Genomic DNA, 21,102 nt, shown 5'->3' on the forward strand with positions numbered 1-21,102 from the left:
ACACCACCGGGCGGACCGTTGCCGGTCGTACCGTCGGCGGGCGAACCGCCGGGGGAGAGGCAGTGGCGGGCCCGGCCGTCGCGGCTCAGGCCCCTGCCGCATCGGTCGGCGCTCGCGGCCGGCAGCGCCGGGCAGCGGGACGCGCGGCGGCGTGGCGGGGGAGGAGCGTGCGGTGGGGCGTGGCGCCGGCAAGCGGTGGGCAGGACAGCGGATCCTCTCTCTCGACCGGCGACGAGCGCTCGAATGTTCGACCAAGCGCACACTTTAGCCTTATGAGATCACGCAACCATCACACTCGTGTCCGTTCGTACGACGACCGGGGGTCCCTTCGTACGGTGACGGGGTCGAACGCGTCGAGCGGTGTACGACGGGCCCCGCGCGGGGCCCGTCTCACGGGGACCGGTCAGCGGACGAAGGCGATCTCCGGGTAGCTCTTGGAGGGCCCGTCCAGCAGGGTGCTGTGCTTCTTGCGCAGTTCCTGGTCGAAGAAGGCGGCGAGATACACGCGCTGGACCTTGATCGCCCGGTTGGGGTCGATCGTGCCGTACTGCTGCCGCACCTGGTCCGCCGACATGCCGAGCAGGGGCGCCACCTGCGGCACCAGCCACTCGTTGTCGCTGAACGACAGGTGCCGCGAGCCGTGGAGCTGGATGTCGACCCGGTAACCCTTGAGGTGCGGCCACAGCTTCCGCCAGGACGAGTCGTTGTTGCGGTTGTGGGTGCCGGAGCTGAAGAGCATGAACGGGCGGTTCAGGTCCTTGCTCGGCGCGGTGCCGAAGAACTGGCCGTCCAGGTTGGCTCCGGCGCCGATGCGGTGGTCGAGCTGCATCGCGGTGTCGACCGCGGCGCCGCCCAGCGACCAGCCGAACATCCCGATGCGGGACGTGTCCACGGTCTTCGACAGACCGGAGGGGAGCTTGGCGTGGTCGACGTCCGGGTTGCCGCCCTTGGCGATGGTGCCGAGCTGGTTGATGACGAACCGGATGTCGGCGGCCCGCACGTTGAGCGTGTCGGAGGAGTGCGCGCCCGACGGCATGGTGTTGACCTCGAGCCGTCCGCCCGGGAACTGCACCTCGTTCGCGTCGTGCGTGTGATCGACGGCGATGACGATGTAACCGCGGCTGGCGAGATCCTCGGCCAGGGCGGTGCCCATCGCGCGGTCCGAGTGCAGCCCGGTCGAGTACAGCAGCACGGGCAGCTTGCCGAGCTTGGTGCTGACCGGGGCCAGCACGTGGCTGGAGGTCTGCGGCAGCGAGACCTGCTGCGGCGACAGGCCCCGCGAGCGCAGGAAGTGGTCGCCGGAGACCGACGGCATCCACGGTGCCACTGGGTGCCCGGAGGTGGAGGAGGCCGGGTACCAGTACGTCACCATCAACTCGCGCGCGCGGTTGCCGGACACGTACGGGTCGGTGCGGGACTTGTCGACGAGGTGCTGGCTGAAGGTGCCGACCTGGTAGGGCCCGCTCGGCGCGGGAAGCTTGAGCTGGACGCTGGAGGCCCGGCCGCGGGCGAGGGCGGCGGCGGGGTGGGCGCCCTGGGGCAGAGCCGCGCTGTCGTTGTCGGGCGCCCAGTTCGTGGCGTCCTCGTCGGGCGACGACCCGGTGGCCGTGGGATTGGAAGACGACTTCCCGGCGGCCATCGACGGCGTCACCCCGGCACCCAGGGCGACGGCGAGCACACCGGCGGTACCGACCGCTCGGGCTATGAGTCTGCGGTGGTGACGCGGTCTGCGGTGTTGCATGAAACTCCCCTGTTGATCACGGGCCACGGGGCCCGGCGATGGTCAGGGGCACACCGTACCGCTGCCCGGGCCAACTGATCCCCGGGGATGGGGCAGATGGCGATGTATCAGCCGACGGCACGGGCCCGGACCTTGCCGTGCGGTGAGAAGAGCACGGCCGGGGCAGCGACATCGGCAAACCGTTTTGACACCGTCCGTGGGGAACTTTCCGGCATGGGTGAGCAGAAGGCGCTGGTCGGTCACCGAAGAGAGCCCTGACAGTCATCGATAGCCGTGACGGTGACCGACAAAGCCCCCTGCCGGTCACCGACAGCCATGCCGGTCGCCGATGCGGGCAGGGTTCGACCCCGATGCCGGGCACCGCCGGTCAGGACGCGGGCACTGGGTCCGCGGTCTTCCGGGGCGTACGCGAGCCGTACGCCCGGTGCGCGGCGGGGCCGATCGCGTACGCCGCCGCCGGCCACGCCAGTTGCCCGCCGACAGCGCGAACACCGCACAGGAGACGAACATCACGACCCTGTTAGAACAAGACCGGACTCGTATCACTGGCTGACTTGATCGCATTGTCAGTGCCCCCTGCCATGATCCGGCGCATGTTGTTCGACGCCCTGGTGACCGAATCCCGTAGGAACGACGCGCTGGACCCTGTGCGGTCCGCGGCGCTCCACCGCGTGCCCTGGCTCGTGGATCTTCTGGAACGCCAACGCGCGGAGTTCCGGAGCGCCCTGGGGCACGAGCACCGGCGGAGCAGGGGGACCGGCGCGGCGGTCCAGGCGGAGATCGACCGGCGGCTCGCCGCCTGCGCGGACGAGGAGGGCAGGGCCGCGATCCTGTGCCTCATGCTGGCCGCCCGCTTCGACGACACGAGCCTGTGGTGGTACGACACCGAGCTGGAGTCCCTGATCTCCCGGGTGCGGGGGTGGACGTCCGACGAGGTCGCGGTGATGCTTCTACGCGCCACCGAGTACGACATGAACTTCTGGTTCGCGCACTCACTGGGGCTGGTGCTGGACGCCGTCGACCAGCTCGACGCCGACGGCCGCCGCGCGGTCCTGCCCTGGCTGCGGCACGCACACACCACGCTCATGGACACCACGGTCGAGGCACGCGTGCGTGCGACGCTCGCCCAGCGTCTGCGCGCGCTGCTCGCGAGCGCCGACGAGGCGCACATCCCCGAAGGACTGATTCCCGCCCACGCGCCCTGGGCAGCCCCGCTGCGCGACCGCGCCAACTCCTCTCCCACACCGGAACTGGCCCGGCTGCTACGGCACTTGGCGAGCCTGTCGGGCCCACGGCCCGCCCAGAGATGGCGGCGGACGTGCGTCGACCTCATGGACGCGGCATCGGCACGTGATGCCGTGACCGCTGTCCTGCGGGCACTGGCCGAGGACGATCCGCTGTGCAGCAAGGGAAGCGGCGCGCACACCGGCTGGGTCGGCGACGGCTACCACTACCACTACCTGGTCCACCAGAACGACGGTGACCTGGCACGCGGTGTCGTCTGGGCGGCCGCCCTGACCGGCGGCCCGGCCGAGGCGCGGCACCTCGGTGCGCTGGCTCAGCGAGCCGGCGCGCCCAGCACCGACGTGATCGAAGAACTCAAGCTGACGGGCGCGGCGATCAACGCGCTGGCCGAGATGGACGACACGGCCTCGCTGGAGGCCCTGTGGCGACTGCAGTCCCGGATCCGGCACCGGGCCCTGCGCAAGCAACTCGACACCGCGCTCGTGACAGCGGCCGGGAAGCAGGGCATCACGCCCCAGCAGCTCGTCGAGCGCAGCGTGCCGGACCACGGCCTGGCCCCGGACGGCTCCCTGGAACGGGAGGTGGGCGGATACCGGGTACGGCTGGCGATCGAGGAGGCGGCCACCGTACGGCTCACCTTCACCCGCCCCGACGGAAAGACCTCCCGCACGGCTCCGGCCGCGCTGAAGGACGGGTTCGCGGAGGAACTGCGGGAGTTGAAGACACTGGCCAAGGAGGTGCGGGGCACACTGTCGGGGGAACGGGCCCGCGTGGAGGCGCTGTTGTCCGCCGGGCGCGAGTGGCCGTACGACGAGTGGTGCCGCCACTACCGCGACCATCCGGTCACCGGGACCCTCACCCGCGGCCTGATCTGGGAGTTCCAGGACGCGGACGGCCAGTGGCGCGCGGTGGCGCCGGCGGCCGAACCGCCCGGCCGGCCCGAACGGGTCCGTCTGTGGCATCCGATCCGGGCGTCGGCGGACGAGATCAGGGCGTGGCGCGAGCGGCTCGTCACCGAGCGGCTGCGGCAGCCGTTCAAGCAGGCCTTCCGGGAGATCTACCTCCTCACCCCGGCGGAGGAGGAGACCGGCGTCTACTCCAACCGGTTCGCCGCCCACATCGTCCACTACCGGCAGCTCTACGCCCTGTTCAAGGAACGCGGCTGGCAGGCCAACTTCCTCGGCCGCTACGACGGCGGCTACGACGGGCGGGCGCGGGCCGAGTTCGGCGACGGAGAGTGGCGGGCCTGCTTCCACCACGAGCCCGCCGCGGACGACGACCACGGCTACGCGCCCGAGCACGCCTCGACGGACCAGGTCCGCTTCGAGCGCCGACAGGGCCGGCGCTGGCAGGAGGTTGCACTGGATCAGGTGCCCCCGCTGGTGTTCAGCGAGGCGATGCGGGACGTCGATCTCTTCGTGGGCGTGACCTCGATCGCCGCCGATCCCGACTGGACCGACCGGGGCGAGGACCGCTACGCCGCGTACTGGCGGACGGCCGTGTTCGGTGTGCTGACCGCCAGCGCCGAGGTCCGCCGCGAAGCCCTGGAACGGATCCTGCCCCGCCTGAGGATCGCCGGCCGGTGCACGCTGGACGGCCGCTTCCTGGTCGTCCGCGGGGACCTGGGGACGTACAAGATCCATCTGGGCTCGGCCAACATCCTGATGGAACCGGACGACGCCTACCTGTGCATCGTCCCGGCACGCGGCAAGGGCTACGGCAAGGTGTTCCTGCCGTTCGAGGACGAACGGCTCTCCCTGATCCTCAGCAAGGCCTTCCTGCTCGCCGCCGACACGAAGATCACCGACAGGACGATTCTCCGCCAGATCAAGAGGGGTGCCTGATGAACCTCGCAGCCCGGCTGCTGCGCGCGCTGACCGACCCGGACGTCACACGCGACGACGCGGACCGGCACCTAGACCTGTCGCAGGTCTCCGACGAGGAACTCGGCAGCCTGTTCGTGGCGGCCTACCGCAGGGACACCTCGGCCGGGACCGCGCTGTCGACGGTCCGCTCCTCGATCCTGGAGGCGGTCAGGGAACGGCAGCCGCGTTACACGCCCGACGCCTGCCGGAGCATGTTCGACGTGCTCGTCGAAGAATGCCGCGAGCACGGCTGGGCCGACCTCACCCTGGGCCTCGGCGCGCTGGATCACTGCACGGCACCGGCGCCCGACGTGTCCGAACAGGCCCGCACCCTGGTGGGGCTCTGGCTGGAGAAGGAGCGCCTGCGTCAGCCGTACGCGCTACTCGCCGTCGCCGGGCTCGCCGGCGGCGGGACACTGCGCGCGGCCGTGGAGCGCCTCTCACGCGACGTGGGTCCCATCGTCGCGGACGAGATCGCCGTCATCGCCGGCCTCCCCCCGGCCGAACAGGCACCCCTGTCCGACATCGACCGGGGACACCCGTACGCCTCGCCGGTCGCCCACGCATGGCGCAGATCGGCCGGCAACCCGGCCTACGTGGCGTTCGCCCGCCGCGCGCTGGAAGCGGCGGCCGACCGCACCGACGCCATCAAGGCGGGGGAGATCCCCTACCGGGCGGACAAGGCCTTCACGGACCGCGAGGTCACTGCGCTCGGACAGGCCCTGCGCGTGGCGCTGCTGCGCGACGAACTCTGGCTGCCGGACCTGTTCGACCGGCTCCTGCCCGGCATCTGTCTCGCCCCCACGGCAGCCAGGACACTCCCGTCGCAGGCCCTGCTGTACGAAGTGGTGCGCGCAGCACAGGACTTCCCGACGCCCGAGCTGGTCACCGCGATCCGCACCGTCCGCCGGACCGTACGGCACGCCGGGGTGCCCAAGCAGCTCGACAAGATGCTCAAGAAGGTCGACGCGGCTCTGGCCGAGCGCACGGACGTGGCCCTGCGGCTGCCCCGGCTGGGCTTCGAGACCGCGTCCCTCGGCGGGACCACCGCGGGCGGTGTCCTGCGCCGGCAGGCCGGCGACTACGAGGCCGTCGTCACGGTGACCGAAACCGCCACGCTCACCTGGGAGAAGGACAGCCGCCCGCTGCGCAGCCTCCCGGCGCCGGTCCGCCGCGACCACACCGCCCTGGTCAGGGAACTGCGCGACCTGGTGAAGCGAGTGAACGCCCAACTCGCCACTTTGCTCAGGGCGTTGGAGGGCGGCTACACCGTCGACGCCGCTCACCGTTACGGCTGGTGGCGAACCGAGCTGGCCGGGCATCCGCTCGCCCGGACCCTCGTACGCCGGCTGATCTGGGAGATCGAAGTCGCCCCCGGCGAGTGGCGGGCCGTCCTGCCCGAGACGGACGAGCACCTTCCCGACGCGCCCGACGAGGCCTTGGTACGGCTGTGGCACCCGCTGCGCTCCGCCCCGGACGCCGTACGCGCCTGGCGTGACCTGCTCACCGAACGCCGCATACGGCAGCCCTTCAAACAGGCGTTCCGCGAGATCTACCGCCTCACCCCGGCCGAGGAGCGGACCCGTGTCTACTCCAACCGCTTCGCCGCGCACATCGTCCACTACCGCACGATGTTCGCCCTGTTCCGGTCCCGGCGGTGGAAGAGCGATCTGCTCGGACCCTGGGACGGCGGCGAGTTCGATCAGGCCCAGCGCATCCTCGCGGCAGGACAGTGGCGGGTCCGCTTCTTCCACAGCCTGGCCGACTGGGCGGGCGGCGACGAACTGGCCTCGACCGACCAGGTGCGATTCGACCGCCGGGCGGAGGGCGCCTGGCAGGAGACGCCGCTCGCCGACGTGCCCCCGCTGGTCTTCAGCGAGGCCATGCGCGACGTCGACCTCTTCGTGGGCGTGACCTCGATCGCCGCCGACCCCGACTGGACCGACGGCGGACCCGAGCGCACCTACTGGGAGCGGGCCTCCTTCGCCGAGCTGACGGAGAGCGCCGAGGCGCGCCGCGACGTCCTGGAACGGATCCTGCCGCGCTTGAAGATCGCCGACCGGTGCACGCTGGACGGCCGCTTCCTGATCGTCCGCGGGGACCTGCGGACGTACAAGATCCACCTCGGCTCGGCCAACATCCTCATGGCACCGGACGACAGCTACCTGTGCATCGTCCCGGCACGCGGCAAGGGCGACGGCAAGGTGTTCCTGCCGTTCGAGGACGAACGGCTCTCCCTGATCCTCAGCAAGGCCTTCCTGCTCGCCGCCGACACCGACATCACCGACGAGACCATCCTCATGCAGATCAAGCGAGGCGCCTGATGGCCACAGTGACCTTCCGGGACGAGACCGCCACGGGCAAGCCGCTCACCGAGTGGGAGGTCGCCGGACTGCCGGACCGGATGACCGTGCGGGAGCTGATCAGGCTCCGGGTCCGCGAAGAGGTCGCCCGGCACAACGACCGTCCCGGCGACCGCTTCCACGGTCTCGTCCGCCCCGACGACGCCGAGACCGAGCTGAACGGCTACCGGCTGCGCGAGCCCCGCCGCATCGACTGGCAGCGCCAGGCCGAGATCGCCGAACGCGCCTTCCTGGCCAACGGGTTCTTCGTGCTGGCCGGCGATCGCCAGGTCGACGACCTCGACGAACTGGTGGACCTCAGCGCCGACCCCGACCTGGTGTTCATCAAGCTCGTTGCCCTCGTGGGCGGATGAGACTCGATGAGGCGCCGGGGGAGTGCGGGTCTCAGAGCGCCCGGGAGAAATACAAGTGCGGGTGTTCGAGCCGGTGAAGTACGGTGACGCTCGTTCGAAGGGGGACCCGAAGTGGCGAAACTGAACCAGATCATCGCTGTCGAGAAGGGTGTCAAGAGCAAGTCGCTCCAGGACATCACCGCCGCGCACCACAAGGTGCAGAAGCCGGCCCTGCTGGCCGGCATCTCGCGCACGTACCAGCCGAAGGACGAGGAGGGCGAGCAGCTGCCGCCCGAGTCCACCCGGGTACAGGTACAGGCCGAGGACGTGCTGCGGGAGATGTCCGCGTCGCTCACCCGGCTCTTCGACGTGACCGCCACCAAGGACTGGGCGAACTGCACGGCGCGCGCGGACATCACGGTCGACGGCCGGACGATCCTCACCGACGTCCCGGTCAGCTACCTCCTCTTCCTCGAGAAGCAGCTCACCGACCTGCACACGTTCGTCAAGAAGCTGCCCACCCTCGACGCCGCCGAGTCCTGGTCCCACGACCCGTCCACGGACTGGTGGAAGACGGACCCGGTGCGCACGATCCGAACCAAGAAGGTCCCCCGCAACCACGTCAAGGCGGAGGCGACCGACAAGCACCCGGCCCAGGTCGAGGTGTACTACGAGGACGTGCCCATCGGGTACTGGACGACCGTGAAGTTCTCCGGAGCGCTCCCGGCGCGGCGGGTGAACGAGGTGGTGGAGCGGGTCGAGAAGCTCCAGCAGGCGGTGAAGTTCGCCCGCGAGGAGGCCAACGGCGCCGAGGTCACCGATCAGCGGGTCGGCGACGCGGTGTTCGGCTACCTGCTCGGCTGACGCCGGCCACGGGTAGTATCCACGATCGCCCCCGCGTGCGAGCGCGGGGGTGCGCCACAGGCGCGGGCCGGGATGAGAACCGGTTCGCGCGATGAGCGCAAGCTGACACTGAAGTTCAGCCTGAAGACACGGTGACAGTGAAGGTTCGAGTCCTTCCCCCGGCACAGCACCACCGACGGGCCGGGGTAGCCCAACATGGCAGAGGCAGCCGTAGTCAGTCTCAGACTCTCGCTCCAGTCTCAGCATCGCCGCCGATCGCCGGATCGACCGAGGCCGGACGAACGCCGTCGGATGCGAGTTCGACTCTCGCCTGCACCTCTTGCCCGGTGCGGTAGTTCAAAGGAAGAACACGACGGCATGATGACTGATCCGACCTCTTAAACGCCGCCGGCGTGCGCAATTGGGTGGCATCCCCAGGGGCCCGGGAGCTGGATACGACTCCCGGGCTCCGTCACGTCGCCGAGCTGACACATGCCAGCCGCGAAGAGACCGGCGAACCTCGGGGGTCAGCGCACCCAGACGTCGATGAGCGGGGAGACGACGCGCATTCTGCTGTCGACGAGACGCAGCTTGTTGTGGCCCTTCATGCCGAGCACGACGCGCATGGTGTACGTCGAGTGCGCGTCGGTGTGCATCGATGCCGGCAGGTTGACCCAGGGGCGCGCGCCTACCTGCTGCTGGAGGGTGACCCGGGTGCCGGCGGGCACGCCGGGGGCAGTGCCGCGGATCCGGAACTGCTGCCAGGCGCGGACGCCCCCGGCGGAGACCTCGGCCGTGGGCGCGGCCGGGGTCGTGACGGCCGGCTTCGGCCTGGGGGAGGGGGGTGAGGTGACGGCCACCGCCGTGCCGATGGACCCAGCGGCCACGGCTGCGACCGCCGCTGCGGCACTCCAGATTCGTACCGTCTTGCGCATGCTCTGTCTCCCGGTTGGGGGGAAGGGATCGCCGGAAGCGTATGAACATCAAGGGTCTATCGGATCATTTGACACGAAGTAGCCAAGACGCGTACCTCATTCGGCTCCGGTGGCCTCTTCATGGCCCTCAACACGGGCGTGCCGCGGGCACACCGCCGCTGGTCAGGCGCCCCGGATGGCATGCCCTTGGCCGACCACCGACCCGGCAGCCTGGATGCCGATCCCGGCCGTGCCCGGCGGCTCGGCGACGCCGTCCTGGCACACCGCGGCGAACCCCGCCTTCTCCCGGCCACCCGCACACCGAGGCGAACCCCGCCTTCTCCCGGCCACCGCACGCCCCGGTGCACTGACCGCGGCCCGGCTCCGTGACGCAGCCGCGCGAGGAGGCGCGGCCCTTCCCTCCGGCCGGCGCCTGCTACGTGCGGCCGCCGGAAAGATGCGGGAGCCGGCGTTTCAGGGCACGGTAAGGGCGAGGGGGGCGGGGCCGCTCTGGCCCGATGTCATGCGAGCATCGCCCTAGCCGAAGGAAACATGATGGCCGTAGCCACAGACATGCTCGTTCCCGCGCTGCGTCAGGTCCGAGACGCCGAAGCAGCGCTCGCCGACCGCTTCAAAGCCCATCTCGCGGTCACCCCGCCCGGTGAGTACCGGGAAGTCCTGGAGCGCCGCGCCGGCGACGCCCGCGGCCACGTGTACCTCATCGACGAGCGCCTGGCCTCGCTCAAGCCCCGCGGCCTCGCCCAGTCCGTCGCCGGGAACGTCTGGCACCTCACCAGGCAGGCCGTCCGGCTGCCGCTGGACGCGGCCAAGGTCGTACCGAACGCCCTGTTGCGGGGCTCGGGGACGGCCACGGAACACCAGCTGCTGAAGAACGTCGAGGACGAGTACGCGCGCACCGCCTTCTCCGTGGCGATCTGCCGGGCCGCCGAGCGGATCGCCCAGGAGGCACAGGACGGCGCCACCACGGATCTGCTGCGGTCCATCCGCCGCGACGGCGAGGAGACACTGGTCGAACTCGGCGACAGCCTCGAGCACCACGCCGAGGCGACGGTCGCGTGCGGTGACGGCCTGGGCGCCGGCCGGGCCACCCAGGCGGTACGCGAATGGAGCACCTGGCTGCGGGAGACGGCCGAGCGCATGCCGGGAGCGGACCGGCTCCACGGCATGCCGGACGGAGCCCTCATCTCGGAGATGGATCTGCCGATCCCCGACTACCGCAGGCTGAGCGCACGGGCGATTCTCGAGCGGTTGCCGCAGCTGCCCCAGTCGGATCTGGCCAGGGTGGGCGCCTACGAGCGTTCCCACGCCGCCCGCCCCGCGGTCCTGAGCCGAGTCGCGGACCTGCTCGGGCCCGAGCCCTGGCCCGGTTACGACGGCATGCACGAGGACGAGATCGTCAAGCGGCTCAGTGAGGCCACCGAGCGTGTCACCCGGCGGGTCCTGGACTACGAGCGCCGCCACCAGGCACGCGCCTCCGTCCTCGCGGCTGCCGAACGGGTCCCCGCCTGAGCCGATGCCGTCCCGCGAGGACCACAGCCGGCCGTTGCGCCCCCGGGCTCACGCGTCTCGTCGCGTGGCTCGGGGGCGTTGGCGCTGATAGCCCCAGAGGTCGTCCACGAACGTGAAGCCGAAGGAATCGAAGAGGCGGGAAGCCGCAGCTCTGCCGGGGCTGCGCTGCTGGGCGTCGTCGAGGACAGCGGAGACGTCGGTGGCGCCCTCCTCGGCCAGCAATGTCAGGGCCTGACCGAGCAGGAGGCGGGCCAGACCGCTACGGCGGCGGGACGGCAAGGTCTCGATCCAGTGGATGGTCGCGGTGCGATCGGGTCCCACACTGACCACGGCTTCGGCGACGGGTTCGGCTGCCTCGCGGATGATCAGCCGGCGGCCGGGCGGCATCTCGCACGGCAGGACGTCGGCAACGGCCTTCGCGGACGGGACGTCGGCGGGGAGCGAACGGTGCAGGTAGCAGCCCTGCGGGCGGCCCGTGAAGCCAGACTGGACCAAGGCGTCATGGGTGGCGGCGCGCCGAGTGCGAGGCAGGCCGACCGGCCCCACGGCATCGGCCGGAGCACCCACGAACGCCTCGACCCGCAGGCAGTGGGCGAGGGCGCCGAGGGCGTGGCCGACCAGGGCGCGCAGGGCGGGCGGGTTCTCGTGGGCGTGGAGCCGGCAGATCAGCCCGGTGCGCACATCGGCCCAGGACAGGTATGCGACGATCCCTCGGGCGCGGTCCCCGGCGTCGACGAGCACGCTGATGCGCGGCCGCGCGGGTGCCGCCCACCCGGACAGGGGAGCGGCCCCGCTTCGCTCTGCGGCCGGCTGCCCGGGGACGCAGTGAGGCTGTCCCGGCAGTCTGTCGGCGTCGATCAGGTCGCGCACCGCGCACTCGTCCTCAGGACGGTAGGGACGTACCGTCGACCGGCTCTCGGGGCTGGGCGAAGAGGCCATGCTGTCCGTCCGCGCAGATGCTGACGTTCCTGTCGGCTACGTCCCAGCGTGCTCTGTTCGGGCGCGGCTGTCACGGTGAACCCGGCGCTGCCCTCCTGCGGGGCCGCTCCTCGCTCTGCGCGGCGTCGCCGTGCTGGGGGCGTACGGCGGGCGCGGCCTGCCAGGTCGCGGTCAGCAGCGTGCGCAGGTGGTCGATGACCGGCTGGTGCAGGGGCAGCGTCAGATGACCGACGCCGGGCACGAGGACATTGCGCGCCATGAGGTCAGGGTGATCGATACGGCCTCTGGCGGCGGGGATGACGACTTCGTCCAGGTCGCTGTAGAAGGCCACGAACCGGGTGCGGCATTCCGGAGCCGGCTCGGCCAGTTCGGTCAGCAGTGCGCTGCCCGGCCGTAGCTGGCGCAGGAGCGGATGCGGCGGAGCCAGCAGGGCCGTGGCGGTCCCGCCGTGCGGCGTGGCCAGAGTGATCAGCAGGGGCACGCGTGCGTCGCCGCCCAGCCGCTGCACGTAGTAGCGGGCGATCAGCCCTCCCAGGCTGTACCCGATGACGACGATGCTCCGGGTGCCATGGCTTTCGCACGCACGCTCCACGCGCTCTCCCAGGTTCTGAGCCGCCGCGCGGATGTCCGGCGTGAACGCCGAGCAGCCCACCTCGAAGTACGGTCCCGCGCCGACGCCGTCCAGACCCCGCTGCAACGACGACACGACGCACTCGCCGTCGGAGAGCCCGTGGACCAGCAGCACCGGGTTTCCCGCAGCCGTCACCAGTGGTGGGGCTGCTTCCAGGCCGGTCCTCCGCCTCGGCAGCGCCCGGCTCAGGCGCCCGGCCAGCTGCCCGACGCTCCCGGCAGCCACGTCGAGCGGCAGCTGCACCAGCCGGACAGCCGCCCTGCCGGCCTCGATACCCACACCGCGCGCCGGTGACAGTCCCGGCACCGCCAGGTGCGGCCCGAAAGGAATGCCCATGGCCACCTCCCGTGCCCACGCCCCCGCCGTCGTATGAGAACCATTGTCTGCCTCATCCCGAGTCCCCGCCCGTCGCAGCGGCCACACGGCCCACTCTCAAGGCGGCCCGGGGAACGGCGGCGAGGAGGGCGATCCCGAGGTCAGAGCGGCAGCGGCGCCGTCCAGGGTGGCGAGCGTGCGGCGTCGGTCGCCACGCTGCGTGCCCGCGGTGATGCCCGGTGTGCGGCCGGTACGGCGGCCGGCCGGCTCAGCGGCGACCGGTCGCGCGCCGCCCGGGCGGAGCGCCCGTCGACTGCGCGGGATGCGTGCCCAACGGCTGCGGAAGGGACCGTCGGCGGGGGTCAGCGATCGGTCAGCAGGGGGTGCTTGGGTGGTCCGGTTGAGGCAGCCGCCGCAGGGGATGCCGGGCGGCGCGGGTATCCGTACGCGATGAAGGGAAGGACCATGCCCGGTGCAGATTCCCGTGTGCTCGACTGGCCGCTCGCCCGCGTGTGTCCGATGTCGCCGCCGCCGGCCCTCGGTGTGGTGCGGGACGGCCCGCCGACGCTGGTCCGGCTGCCGGCAGGCGCCCGTGAGGAGCAGCTGGTCTGGCTGATCACCCGCTACGAGGACGTCAAGGCCGCGCTCAAGGACCCCCGGCTGAGCGCCGACGAGACCCGGCCCGGCTTTCCGCTGCGTTTTCCCGTGCCCGGCGACGGGCGCCCGAGCGGATTCCTTCGGATGGACGATCCGGAGCACGGCCGGCTGCGCAGGATGGTCGCACCGGAGTTCACCGTGCGCAGGGTACGCGCGCTGCGTCCCCGGCTCCAGGAGCTGACCGACCGGACGGCCGGCGAGCTGGCAGCCGGCCCCCAACCCGCCGACCTGGTACGGGACTTCGCCGCCAAGGTGTCGGCGCTGGTCATCGCCCGGCTGATGGGGATCCCCGACGAGCACACCGCGTTCTTCCTGGAGCAGACCCAGATCCTGCTCACGGACGGTGACCCGGCTCTGTCCCTGGCGGCGCACCACCGGATCATCGCCTTCCTCGACGAACGAGCGCGCGACAAGGAGCACGACCCGGGTGACGATCTGGTCAGCCGTCTCGTGGTCGACCACGTGGCCACCGGCGAACTGGACCGCGCCGATCTCCTGGGCGTCCTCAAACTGCTGCTCGTCGCAGGCCACGAGTCGACCGCCAGCCAGATCGCGGTCAGCGCGCTGAGCCTGCTGACCGATGACCGCCTGCGCGCCGAGGTCCTCGCACAAGACGCCGCACTCCTGCCGCAGTTCGTGGAGGAGTCGATGCGCTTCTGGACGATCGTCCAGGACGGCGTCGTGCGTCAGGCCACCGAGGACCTCGTCATCGGCGGCACCCTGATCGGCGAGGGCGAGTCGGTGATGATCAGCCTGCTCGCCGCCAACCACGACCCCGCGCTCTTCCCCGAGCCCGAGCGCCTCGACCTCCACCGGGACGCCTCCGCCCATCTGTTGTTCGGCCATGGCGCCCACTTCTGCCTCGGCGCGTCGCTGGGCCGACTCGAGGTGACACTGGCCCTCAGCTCCCTTTTCACCAGGCTGCCCACGCTCCGCCTGGCCTGCGAGCCGTCCCGGCTCCGCTTCCGCGAGCACCCCGTCTTCCACTGCCTCGCCGAACTGCCCGTCACCTGGTGAAGTCGTGACGGCAGGGGGCACTCCTCCAGGCCTGTTTCGAGGCCCACCGGTGCCACCTTCCGTGGACAGCCCTCATCGCTGACGGCGATGCGGCGCCGAGAGCTTGTCCGGCAAGCGGCTGATCAAGGCGTCCAAGTGCCGCAGAGAATCAGCGTTGTTCCAGTGGGAGCGGCAGCCGTGGCGCCAGGCCTGCCGGTGATCGACCGGCGAGACCACCCCGCGTCTCGGCGCCGGGCGACCGACGCGGAAGGGATCAGTGATGCAACGGGGGTTGCGAGGCCACGCTAGTCCGAACGGGTGACACCGCCGTCGGGTACGGCCAGATGGCTGATGGCCTTTGCTGACGCGTCCGCGAGCCCAGCCCCGTACATGAGGCAACACGCAGCGCGAGCCCCGAATGTGCGGACCGGCACTTCCACCCGTGTGCTGGAGACAGGGGCCGGTCTCTTACGACTGTGCGGCAGGCCCCCGCACCACCCCGAGAGAGGAGCACGGGATGCGGACGCCACGCCTCTTCGCTGCCGCAGCAGCTGCGGCACTCCTGGCCCTGCCGGGCACCACCGCGCGCGCAGGAGACTTCGGAGCCCTCGAGGTCACGCCGAACCCCGCCTACCCGGGCAGCACGGTCAATCTCAACAGCTCGGAATGCGGCAGGAACAGCTCGGCCGTCGTGTACGCCCAGGTACTCGACGCCGGAACGGTGCGCCTGACGTCCCGGGGCCAGACCTACCCGGAGAACGTCCAGGGCACCTTGAGGATCCCGAAGTCCGTCGGGCCGGCCTCCTACGGCTTGCACGGGAAGTGCGCCAACGGCCGCGAAATAGACGCGACTCTCGAGATCAAAGCCCGGCCCGGGACCGCCCCCTAACCTCGACCCGGCAGGGGACCGGACGGGAAGCGACGCTCAAAGTCTGTGCCCGCGTCACTTCCTGTCTCGCGCACAGCACCGAGGCCATCAACTGCTACCAAGAAGATGCACAATTCCTCGGAGGAACTCATGCAGCGCACCCGGAATATCGCACTGTGCGTCGCAGCCGGCGCCCTTCTCTCCTCCGTCTCCACCGCCGTCCCGGCCGTGGCCGCCCCCAGCTCACCTGCGTGCAAAAACGTCAGCCTGTCCTGGGCAGGGGGTACGGCCAAGCCAGGGGGCGGCAGCGACCAGCAGGAAACGGCCGGCGTCCAGGTGAAGAACAGCGGGGACGACACCTGCTCCCTGCTCGGCGCGCCCTCGGTCATGCTCACCACGAACGGCGCGCCGGAGACGCTGTCCCAACAGCCGGGAGGCAACAGTGTGAACCTCGCCCCCGGAAAGACCGCGAGGTTCACCATCACCTTCCTCGGCGACAGCGGGAAGAACGGGAACGAGATCATCCGGCCCGACCAGGCCGTGGTCACCCTGCCCGGCGGCACCGCGAAGACCCTCACATGGCAGTGGGGCAGTGTCACCCGACAGGAGGCCGCCAGTCACCCTGGCAACTTCGTCAGCCCGATCACCTGACCCACCCCACTCCGCCCACCGCCGAATCGGCCGACCACCGGTGCAAGTCCACCGGCACACCTGCCAGATGGTCGGCAAACGACGCCGTCTCGGGGTGGCCATGCCGCACCTGACGCCGCAGGCCGCCGACGCGCTGCGTGCCGACCTTGACTGCGGCACCCGCCGCGACGACAGCGGGAAACTGCCCTTCTGCGGCATCGGGCCGGGCGACACCTACGTGCTGCTGTCCCAGCTCCGGGCTGAGTTGCCCGGCCGACGCTCACGCGGGCACAAGGAGTCGGGACCTGGCATGGTGCGTCACCACGACAGGTCCCGACCTGCTGTGCTCACACGCATCAGCCCTGAGTGACGGCGTCGTTGCCCTCGGCGTTCGGCTGCGTGTCGTCCGAATGGGGGATCGGCTGGGGCTCCGGTCGGGTCATGTCCTCGTCCGGCACAGGAGTCGGCTTCGGCTCGTTAGGGTCGGGGATGACGATCTTGCCCTGCTCCTTCCACTTGGTGACCTTGCCGTTGCTCCACACCGTGACGTGCCAGGTGTACTTGCCGTCGAAGGTGGTGTACTCCTTCACGACGCGGATCCGGGCCGGGCGCTTGCGCTCAGTCCGCTTGGGCTTGTTCGGGCCGCCCTTGTCCTTGTAAATGATCGTGGCCTCGGAAGGGTCGCCCCCCTTCGCGGCCGAGCCGTCACGCTGCGCACCTTCAGCGCTCATCGTGGGGGCGTCCGGTGCCGCATCGGCACCGGACGCGGCGAAGGCGCTGGCCGGTGCGCCCAGCGCCACCAGCGCGCCGAGGGCGACCAGGAAACCGCGGACGGTACGGCGGCTACGGATCGTGCTCATGAGAATGCCTCTTGTTCCTCTACCCAAGACCCTCGAGCCTTGGTTTCTATTCCTCTGGACAGGTTCAACGTTAGGAATCGGAGGCAGCGGTCCGCGTCGGCCGAAAGGACAGAAACCCATTGGCCAAAAGAACAATCCTCACAGCTGTACAAGGTCACTTCGCGCGCCGTGCGCCATCCGGTCGCCTCGTCACTGCGTTTCCCGCCGGCTGGGGCGCAGCGGCAGCCAGGCACTGATGTGCCAGCCTCCCTCCGGGGCGGGCCCGGCCCTGAGGTGTCCGCCCAGCGCCTCGGCGCGTTCCGTCATGCCGACCAGGCCGAAGCCGCCACTTCCGCCACGGGCCGGGCCGGTGCGGGGCCGGCCGTCGTCGGTGACCCGCAACTCCAGGCGGTCGCCGGCCCGTCGCACACTCACCCGCACCGTGTGCACGTCCACGGCGTGTTTGCGTACGTTGGTCAGCGCCTCGCGCACGATACGGTGCACCGCGGCCGCGACATCCGGCTGCAGGCCCGGGGCGGCATCGGGGGCGAGGGACAGCAGCACGGGGGGACCGGACTTGGAGAAGTCGTCCGCAAGGTCGATGACGTCCTTCAGCCCGTCCGCGGCGACCGGCCGGGTCGGCGCGGCCCGGCGGGGGTCGGTCCGCATCACCGCGACGAGGCGGCGCATCGCTTCCAGCGCGTCGGCGGCCTCCCGCTCGATCCGCCCGAAGGCACGTGTCGCGGCCTCGCCCTGCGGCGCTGCGTAACCGGCAGCCTGGGCGGTGACGACGATCCCGGTGACGTGGTGTGCGATCACATCGTGCAGTTCCCGGGCCAGTTCGGCGCGCTCTGCGGCCCGCACCGCACTCACGTCCCGCACCCGCTGCTCGGCCTCGGCCCGCAGCACCAGCGAGAACGTCGTGATCACGGCCGTCAGCAGCCCGAAGAACAGGGTGAAGACGCCCAGATCCGCGTCCCGCGCGGGCGCGGCCACGGCGGCCAGGCCAAGCATCGGGCCGAGCAGGGCGGCGACCTTGGCCTCGGACCGCCGCAGTACGGCGCTGAAGAGCACCAGCAGCGCGAACGACTCACCCATCCCCCACACCACCAGCGGATGCTCGTGCAGCACGAGGATCGCGGTGGCGACCCAGGAGACGGTGGCCGCGACGGTGCCGCGGACGGTCAGCGACAGTCCGCGGTAGGGGATCAGACACAGGCACACAGCGATCCCCGCGATCCACACCACGGCGTGCGGCAGGCTGGGCTGCCGGGACAGCACCACCCCCTCCAGGGTGACCAGGCCGGCCAGCACCACGGTCAGCGCCGCCCGCGCGGCGAACGTCCAGCGGGGGTGCCGCACCGTCCACCCCACCACTTGGATCACCGGCGGGCCTGCCGGTTCTCCCAGGCCCAGGCGGCGATCTCCACCCGGTTGCGCACCTGAAGCTTCGTCTGCACGTGCGCCAGGTGTGCCTTCACCGTGGACATCGACATCAACAGCTCCTGGGCGATCTCCGCGTTGGTACGCCCCACCGCCACCAGCCGGACCACGTCGAGTTCACGCTCGGTCAACGGCTCCAACGGCTCCAACGGCTCCAGCGGCTCCACCGGCGCCGACGCAGACTGTCCGGACTTTCCGCCGGGGACCATCGACTCCAGCAGCCGCACGGTGATCTGCGGTGAGATGAGGGAGTCTCCGGCAGCCGCCGCCCGCACCCCCTCCACCAGCAGCGCCGGGCTGGCGTCCTTCAGCAGAAAGCCGCAGGCCCCGTTCGCCAGCGCCGTGCGCACATAGGTGTCGTCGTCGAAGGTGGTCACGATCACGATCCGCGGCCGGTACCCGTCCACCGGCTCCACCGCGTCCGGGCCGCACAGCCGCCGGGTCACCTCCAGACCGTCCATCCCGGGCATCCGGATGTCGAGCAACAGCACGTCCGGACGGAGCCGTTCGACCGCCTCCAGCGCCTCGGCGCCGTCCGCGACATCGTCCAGCACGTCGATCCCGGGGGTGTTCTCCAAGATCATGCGGAACCCGGTCCGCACCATCTCCTGGTCGTCCGCGATCACCACCCTCACCGACATCAACCACCACCCCCGCAACCCGCGGCCGACGCGATGACCGCACCGGTCCGCTCCGCCGCCTGCACGCCCGCCATACCTGGAGCATCAGCGAGATACGCAGAGCGGGAAACACCAGAGGGGCCGAGCGAGTGACGCGCGCGCCGACATCGTCGGCCGTGACACAGGACAGCGAGCAACAGCTCCCGCGCCTCGACGGACTGTTCGCTCGACCCGCAGACAGGAGCGCGCCACCCCGGTGCCGGCCCACCGTCATCGGACTCCCGACGGATCTGGCGGCTGACGTCTGCGCATCACCGCGGATGTTTCAGAGCAGCAGCGGAAGACTCACGAGGGTGGCGCCGCTCGCTCCGAGGGCCGCCAGGAGTGCGGCCGGCCAGTTGCGGGACTGGGCGAAGGTCAGGAGACCGGCCATCAGTCCCGCCACCACCGCGGCCAAGAGGATGAGAGCCCAGCGCAGGGACAGCCGCTCCGGCGGCGTGGGTGAAGTCGGTTCGGGCATGCGCTCTCCTGCGGCTGCGTCAGAAGGAATGAGGGCAGCCCTGCCATCGGCTGCCGTGCGCCGATGCCGGCCGTGTGAGGGTCCATGCCCACACGCCCTGCCGGTCCCCGGCAACCAGCGAAACATTTCGGATGACTGACCACCGTAGCCATGTGATCTAGGTCAGAAAAGGCCTCTGATATCCCATCGGTCGGAATGGGGTTCGCGCGGGGGCGGGCGTGGTCGGCAGCGTGCTCCGGCGTACGCCTCAAAGGCATCCAGCGCTCCCTGCAAGGCAGTTCGGACGGCTGACCAGTGAGCCGCTCTGACCTAGCATCGCCGCCATGACTGGTCCCGAAGCCGAACCGCCCGAAGGTTCCGAGGAGGCGCTACGGGGCTCCACCGCGAAGGTGGTGGAGCGACTGGGCTGCCAGATCGTGGAAGGGGGCAAGCCCCGCGACCATCACCTCACCGTGGACGCCGTCACCCATGAGTTCGGGATCACCCGGCCCATGGCCCGCGAGGCCCTGCAGACCCTGCACCAGAAGGGCCTGGTCGATCTGCAGCCGCGGGTCGGGGCCACCGTGCAGGCGCTGGAACGGTGGGACCTGCTGGACCCCGACGTGATCGCGTGGCGGCTGGAAGTGGCCCCCGACAGCCAGATGCGGTCACTGACCGAACTGCGCGAGGTGATCGAACCCCGCGCGGCGAGACTGGCAGCCCTGAGCCGCTCGGCGGAGATCTGCCACGACCTCACCAGCCTCGCCCGAACCCTGCTCGCCCTGAGCGAGGACCCCGACTTCGCACGGCCACGGGAGGGTGCGGCGATCCGCCGGCGCTTCCGTGACGTGGACGCGGCCTTCCACCGAACTCTCCTCGCCGGCTCGCGCAACGAACTGTTCCTGCGCCTGTCCTATCCGGTCGTCATGGCCCTCAACCACCGCATCGACAGGAACTGGGCCGGCACGCACGACGAGGCGATGGTCACCCCGACACGGGCGGTCATCGGCGCCGACACCGTCCGGAGATATCCCACCCGGCCGGAACCGATCGCCATGTGGCTGCACATGGGTCTGGCCTACGCCATCGACCAGGGCCTCGCCACGGCGGCGGAGGCTTTCGCGGAGGCTCTGCTCGCCGAGATAAGAAGCGGCCGGCTGCACGATTCCGGCGTACGCGACCGACTCCGGGCGGGCCTGGACCAGTTCAACGTCAGCGGTCTGCCCTCCGCTCATCGAGCGGGCTTCCAGGACGCCATGGCCGCCCTGTTCCGCGCTCGACGCGCTCCCGTTGTCCTCATGGGGGTCAGCGGATGCGGCAAGACCACCGTGGGCCGGTACTTGGCCGAGTCGCTCAGAGTGCCGTACGAGGAGGGGGACGACTTCCACCCCCTGCGCAACGTGGAATCGATGGCGAACCACACCCCTCTCGACGACCGCAGCCGCAGTCCGTGGCTGGCGGCCATAGCGGGCCGCATGCGGGTGGCGGGCGCGGAGGAAGGGCTCGTGATCAGCTGCTCCGCCCTCAAACGGATCTACCGGGAGCTGCTGCGGGTGGGCCGGCCCGACACCTTCTTCGTGCACCTGACCCTCGACCAGGACGAGGCAGACGCCCGCGTGGCACGCCGGGAGGCGCACTACATGCCTGCCTCTCTGGTGTCCTCGCAGTTCGAGGACCTGGAACCACTCGATGACGACGAACCCGGGGTGACCGTCGACGCGACCCTGCCGGTCGAACGCATCGTCGCAGAGGTCCAGACCGAGCTGGCCCGCCATACCTGGGGCCGCTGACACGCACCGGCCACACCCACCGAACGACCCGACGCCTGTGCC

Annotated in this window: 17 protein-coding genes; 9 read left to right on the forward strand and 8 right to left on the reverse strand. The window is 70.8% G+C overall.

Going from position 1 to position 21,102, the window contains the following annotated elements:
- Positions 1-403: 403 nt before the first annotated feature.
- Positions 404-1,741 (reverse strand): hydrolase, encoded by a 1,338-nt coding sequence (locus AB0950_RS29540; RefSeq protein ID WP_360569707.1) that lies wholly within the window; start codon positions 1,739-1,741, stop codon positions 404-406.
- A gap of 593 nt (positions 1,742-2,334) precedes the next feature.
- Here AB0950_RS29540 and AB0950_RS29545 point away from each other — a divergent pair.
- The 4 genes from AB0950_RS29545 to AB0950_RS29560 all read left to right on the forward strand — a co-directional run bounded on the left by AB0950_RS29545 (position 2,335) and on the right by AB0950_RS29560 (position 8,410).
- The gene (locus tag AB0950_RS29545) at positions 2,335-4,830 is read left to right on the forward strand and encodes a DUF4132 domain-containing protein (RefSeq protein ID WP_366779781.1); all 2,496 of its coding nucleotides are present in this window, start codon (positions 2,335-2,337) and stop codon (positions 4,828-4,830) included.
- Positions 4,830-7,175, forward strand: coding sequence for a DUF4132 domain-containing protein (locus AB0950_RS29550; RefSeq protein WP_366779782.1), 2,346 nt, complete (start codon positions 4,830-4,832; stop codon positions 7,173-7,175). The genes AB0950_RS29545 and AB0950_RS29550 overlap by 1 nt, the downstream gene beginning before the upstream one ends.
- On the forward strand, positions 7,175-7,567 hold the full coding sequence (locus tag AB0950_RS29555; RefSeq protein WP_360151735.1) for a hypothetical protein: 393 nt from the start codon (positions 7,175-7,177) through the stop codon (positions 7,565-7,567). Before AB0950_RS29550 ends, AB0950_RS29555 begins: the two co-directional genes overlap by 1 nt.
- Before the next feature lie 111 nt (positions 7,568-7,678).
- Positions 7,679-8,410 (forward strand): hypothetical protein, encoded by a 732-nt coding sequence (locus tag AB0950_RS29560; protein ID WP_360151738.1) that lies wholly within the window; start codon positions 7,679-7,681, stop codon positions 8,408-8,410.
- A 506-nt stretch (positions 8,411-8,916) separates the two neighbouring features.
- Here the strand turns inward: AB0950_RS29560 and AB0950_RS29565 are convergent.
- Complete coding sequence (locus tag AB0950_RS29565; protein ID WP_360569701.1) at positions 8,917-9,276, reverse strand: hypothetical protein; 360 nt, start codon at positions 9,274-9,276, stop codon at positions 8,917-8,919.
- Between the two features lie 582 nt (positions 9,277-9,858).
- Here AB0950_RS29565 and AB0950_RS29570 point away from each other — a divergent pair.
- Entirely contained in the window at positions 9,859-10,833 is a 975-nt protein-coding gene (locus tag AB0950_RS29570; RefSeq protein ID WP_360151744.1) for a hypothetical protein, read from the forward strand.
- Positions 10,834-10,881: 48 nt separating this feature from the next.
- Here the strand turns inward: AB0950_RS29570 and AB0950_RS29575 are convergent, their stop codons facing one another.
- Both AB0950_RS29575 and AB0950_RS29580 read right to left on the reverse strand, forming a co-directional pair.
- A complete protein-coding gene (locus AB0950_RS29575) occupies positions 10,882-11,703 on the reverse strand; it encodes a GNAT family N-acetyltransferase (RefSeq protein WP_360151747.1) in 822 nt (273 codons plus the stop codon).
- A 139-nt stretch (positions 11,704-11,842) separates the two neighbouring features.
- Positions 11,843-12,739 carry an alpha/beta fold hydrolase gene (locus AB0950_RS29580; protein WP_360151750.1) on the reverse strand — a complete coding sequence of 299 codons (897 nt, stop codon included), beginning with the start codon at positions 12,737-12,739 and terminating at the stop codon, positions 11,843-11,845.
- A 444-nt stretch (positions 12,740-13,183) separates the two neighbouring features.
- Here AB0950_RS29580 and AB0950_RS29585 point away from each other — a divergent pair, with 444 nt between their 5' ends.
- From AB0950_RS29585 to AB0950_RS29595, 3 genes are all read left to right on the forward strand, one after another.
- A complete protein-coding gene (locus tag AB0950_RS29585; RefSeq protein WP_366779783.1) occupies positions 13,184-14,392 on the forward strand; it encodes a cytochrome P450 in 1,209 nt (402 codons plus the stop codon).
- A 496-nt stretch (positions 14,393-14,888) separates the two neighbouring features.
- Entirely contained in the window at positions 14,889-15,260 is a 372-nt protein-coding gene (locus tag AB0950_RS29590) for a hypothetical protein (RefSeq protein ID WP_360151756.1), read from the forward strand.
- Between the two features lie 105 nt (positions 15,261-15,365).
- Positions 15,366-15,890 (forward strand): DUF4232 domain-containing protein, encoded by a 525-nt coding sequence (locus AB0950_RS29595; RefSeq protein WP_360151759.1) that lies wholly within the window; start codon positions 15,366-15,368, stop codon positions 15,888-15,890.
- A 335-nt stretch (positions 15,891-16,225) separates the two neighbouring features.
- Here AB0950_RS29595 and AB0950_RS29600 read toward each other — a convergent pair whose 3' ends face one another.
- The 4 genes from AB0950_RS29600 to AB0950_RS29615 all read right to left on the reverse strand — a co-directional run bounded on the left by AB0950_RS29600 (position 16,226) and on the right by AB0950_RS29615 (position 19,291).
- Positions 16,226-16,729, reverse strand: a complete 504-nt coding sequence (locus AB0950_RS29600) for a hypothetical protein (RefSeq protein WP_366779784.1) — start codon at positions 16,727-16,729, stop codon at positions 16,226-16,228.
- Between the two features lie 189 nt (positions 16,730-16,918).
- Positions 16,919-18,085: a histidine kinase gene (locus tag AB0950_RS29605; RefSeq protein ID WP_360151768.1), complete on the reverse strand. Its 1,167-nt coding sequence runs from the start codon at positions 18,083-18,085 to the stop codon at positions 16,919-16,921.
- 5 nt (positions 18,086-18,090) lie between these two features.
- The gene (locus AB0950_RS29610; protein WP_366779785.1) at positions 18,091-18,792 is read right to left on the reverse strand and encodes a response regulator transcription factor; all 702 of its coding nucleotides are present in this window, start codon (positions 18,790-18,792) and stop codon (positions 18,091-18,093) included.
- A gap of 304 nt (positions 18,793-19,096) precedes the next feature.
- Positions 19,097-19,291, reverse strand: a complete 195-nt coding sequence (locus AB0950_RS29615; RefSeq protein ID WP_366779786.1) for a hypothetical protein — start codon at positions 19,289-19,291, stop codon at positions 19,097-19,099.
- 323 nt (positions 19,292-19,614) lie between these two features.
- Between AB0950_RS29615 and AB0950_RS29620 the strand changes: the two genes are divergently transcribed.
- Complete coding sequence (locus AB0950_RS29620) at positions 19,615-21,060, forward strand: gluconokinase, GntK/IdnK-type (protein WP_366779787.1); 1,446 nt, start codon at positions 19,615-19,617, stop codon at positions 21,058-21,060.
- Positions 21,061-21,102 lie beyond the last annotated feature (42 nt).

This window comes from Streptomyces sp. NPDC007189, assembly GCF_040703635.1.
Classification (GTDB): Bacteria; Actinomycetota; Actinomycetes; order Streptomycetales; family Streptomycetaceae; genus Streptomyces.

What these genes read in the sequence shown, in the direction of transcription:
- AB0950_RS29540 (WP_360569707.1), bottom strand. Translation starts at nt 1,741, where the DNA reads ATGCAACACCGCAGACCGCGTCACCACCGCAGACTCATAGCCCGAGCG.
- AB0950_RS29545 (WP_366779781.1), top strand. Translation starts at nt 2,335, where the DNA reads ATGTTGTTCGACGCCCTGGTGACCGAATCCCGTAGGAACGACGCGCTG.
- AB0950_RS29550 (WP_366779782.1), top strand. Translation starts at nt 4,830, where the DNA reads ATGAACCTCGCAGCCCGGCTGCTGCGCGCGCTGACCGACCCGGACGTC.
- AB0950_RS29555 (WP_360151735.1), top strand. Translation starts at nt 7,175, where the DNA reads ATGGCCACAGTGACCTTCCGGGACGAGACCGCCACGGGCAAGCCGCTC.
- AB0950_RS29570 (WP_360151744.1), top strand. Translation starts at nt 9,859, where the DNA reads ATGGCCGTAGCCACAGACATGCTCGTTCCCGCGCTGCGTCAGGTCCGA.
- AB0950_RS29580 (WP_360151750.1), bottom strand. Translation starts at nt 12,739, where the DNA reads ATGGGCATTCCTTTCGGGCCGCACCTGGCGGTGCCGGGACTGTCACCG.
- AB0950_RS29585 (WP_366779783.1), top strand. Translation starts at nt 13,184, where the DNA reads ATGCCCGGTGCAGATTCCCGTGTGCTCGACTGGCCGCTCGCCCGCGTG.
- AB0950_RS29590 (WP_360151756.1), top strand. Translation starts at nt 14,889, where the DNA reads ATGCGGACGCCACGCCTCTTCGCTGCCGCAGCAGCTGCGGCACTCCTG.
- AB0950_RS29595 (WP_360151759.1), top strand. Translation starts at nt 15,366, where the DNA reads ATGCACAATTCCTCGGAGGAACTCATGCAGCGCACCCGGAATATCGCA.
- AB0950_RS29600 (WP_366779784.1), bottom strand. Translation starts at nt 16,729, where the DNA reads ATGAGCACGATCCGTAGCCGCCGTACCGTCCGCGGTTTCCTGGTCGCC.
- AB0950_RS29610 (WP_366779785.1), bottom strand. Translation starts at nt 18,792, where the DNA reads ATGTCGGTGAGGGTGGTGATCGCGGACGACCAGGAGATGGTGCGGACC.
- AB0950_RS29615 (WP_366779786.1), bottom strand. Translation starts at nt 19,291, where the DNA reads ATGCCCGAACCGACTTCACCCACGCCGCCGGAGCGGCTGTCCCTGCGC.
- AB0950_RS29620 (WP_366779787.1), top strand. Translation starts at nt 19,615, where the DNA reads ATGACTGGTCCCGAAGCCGAACCGCCCGAAGGTTCCGAGGAGGCGCTA.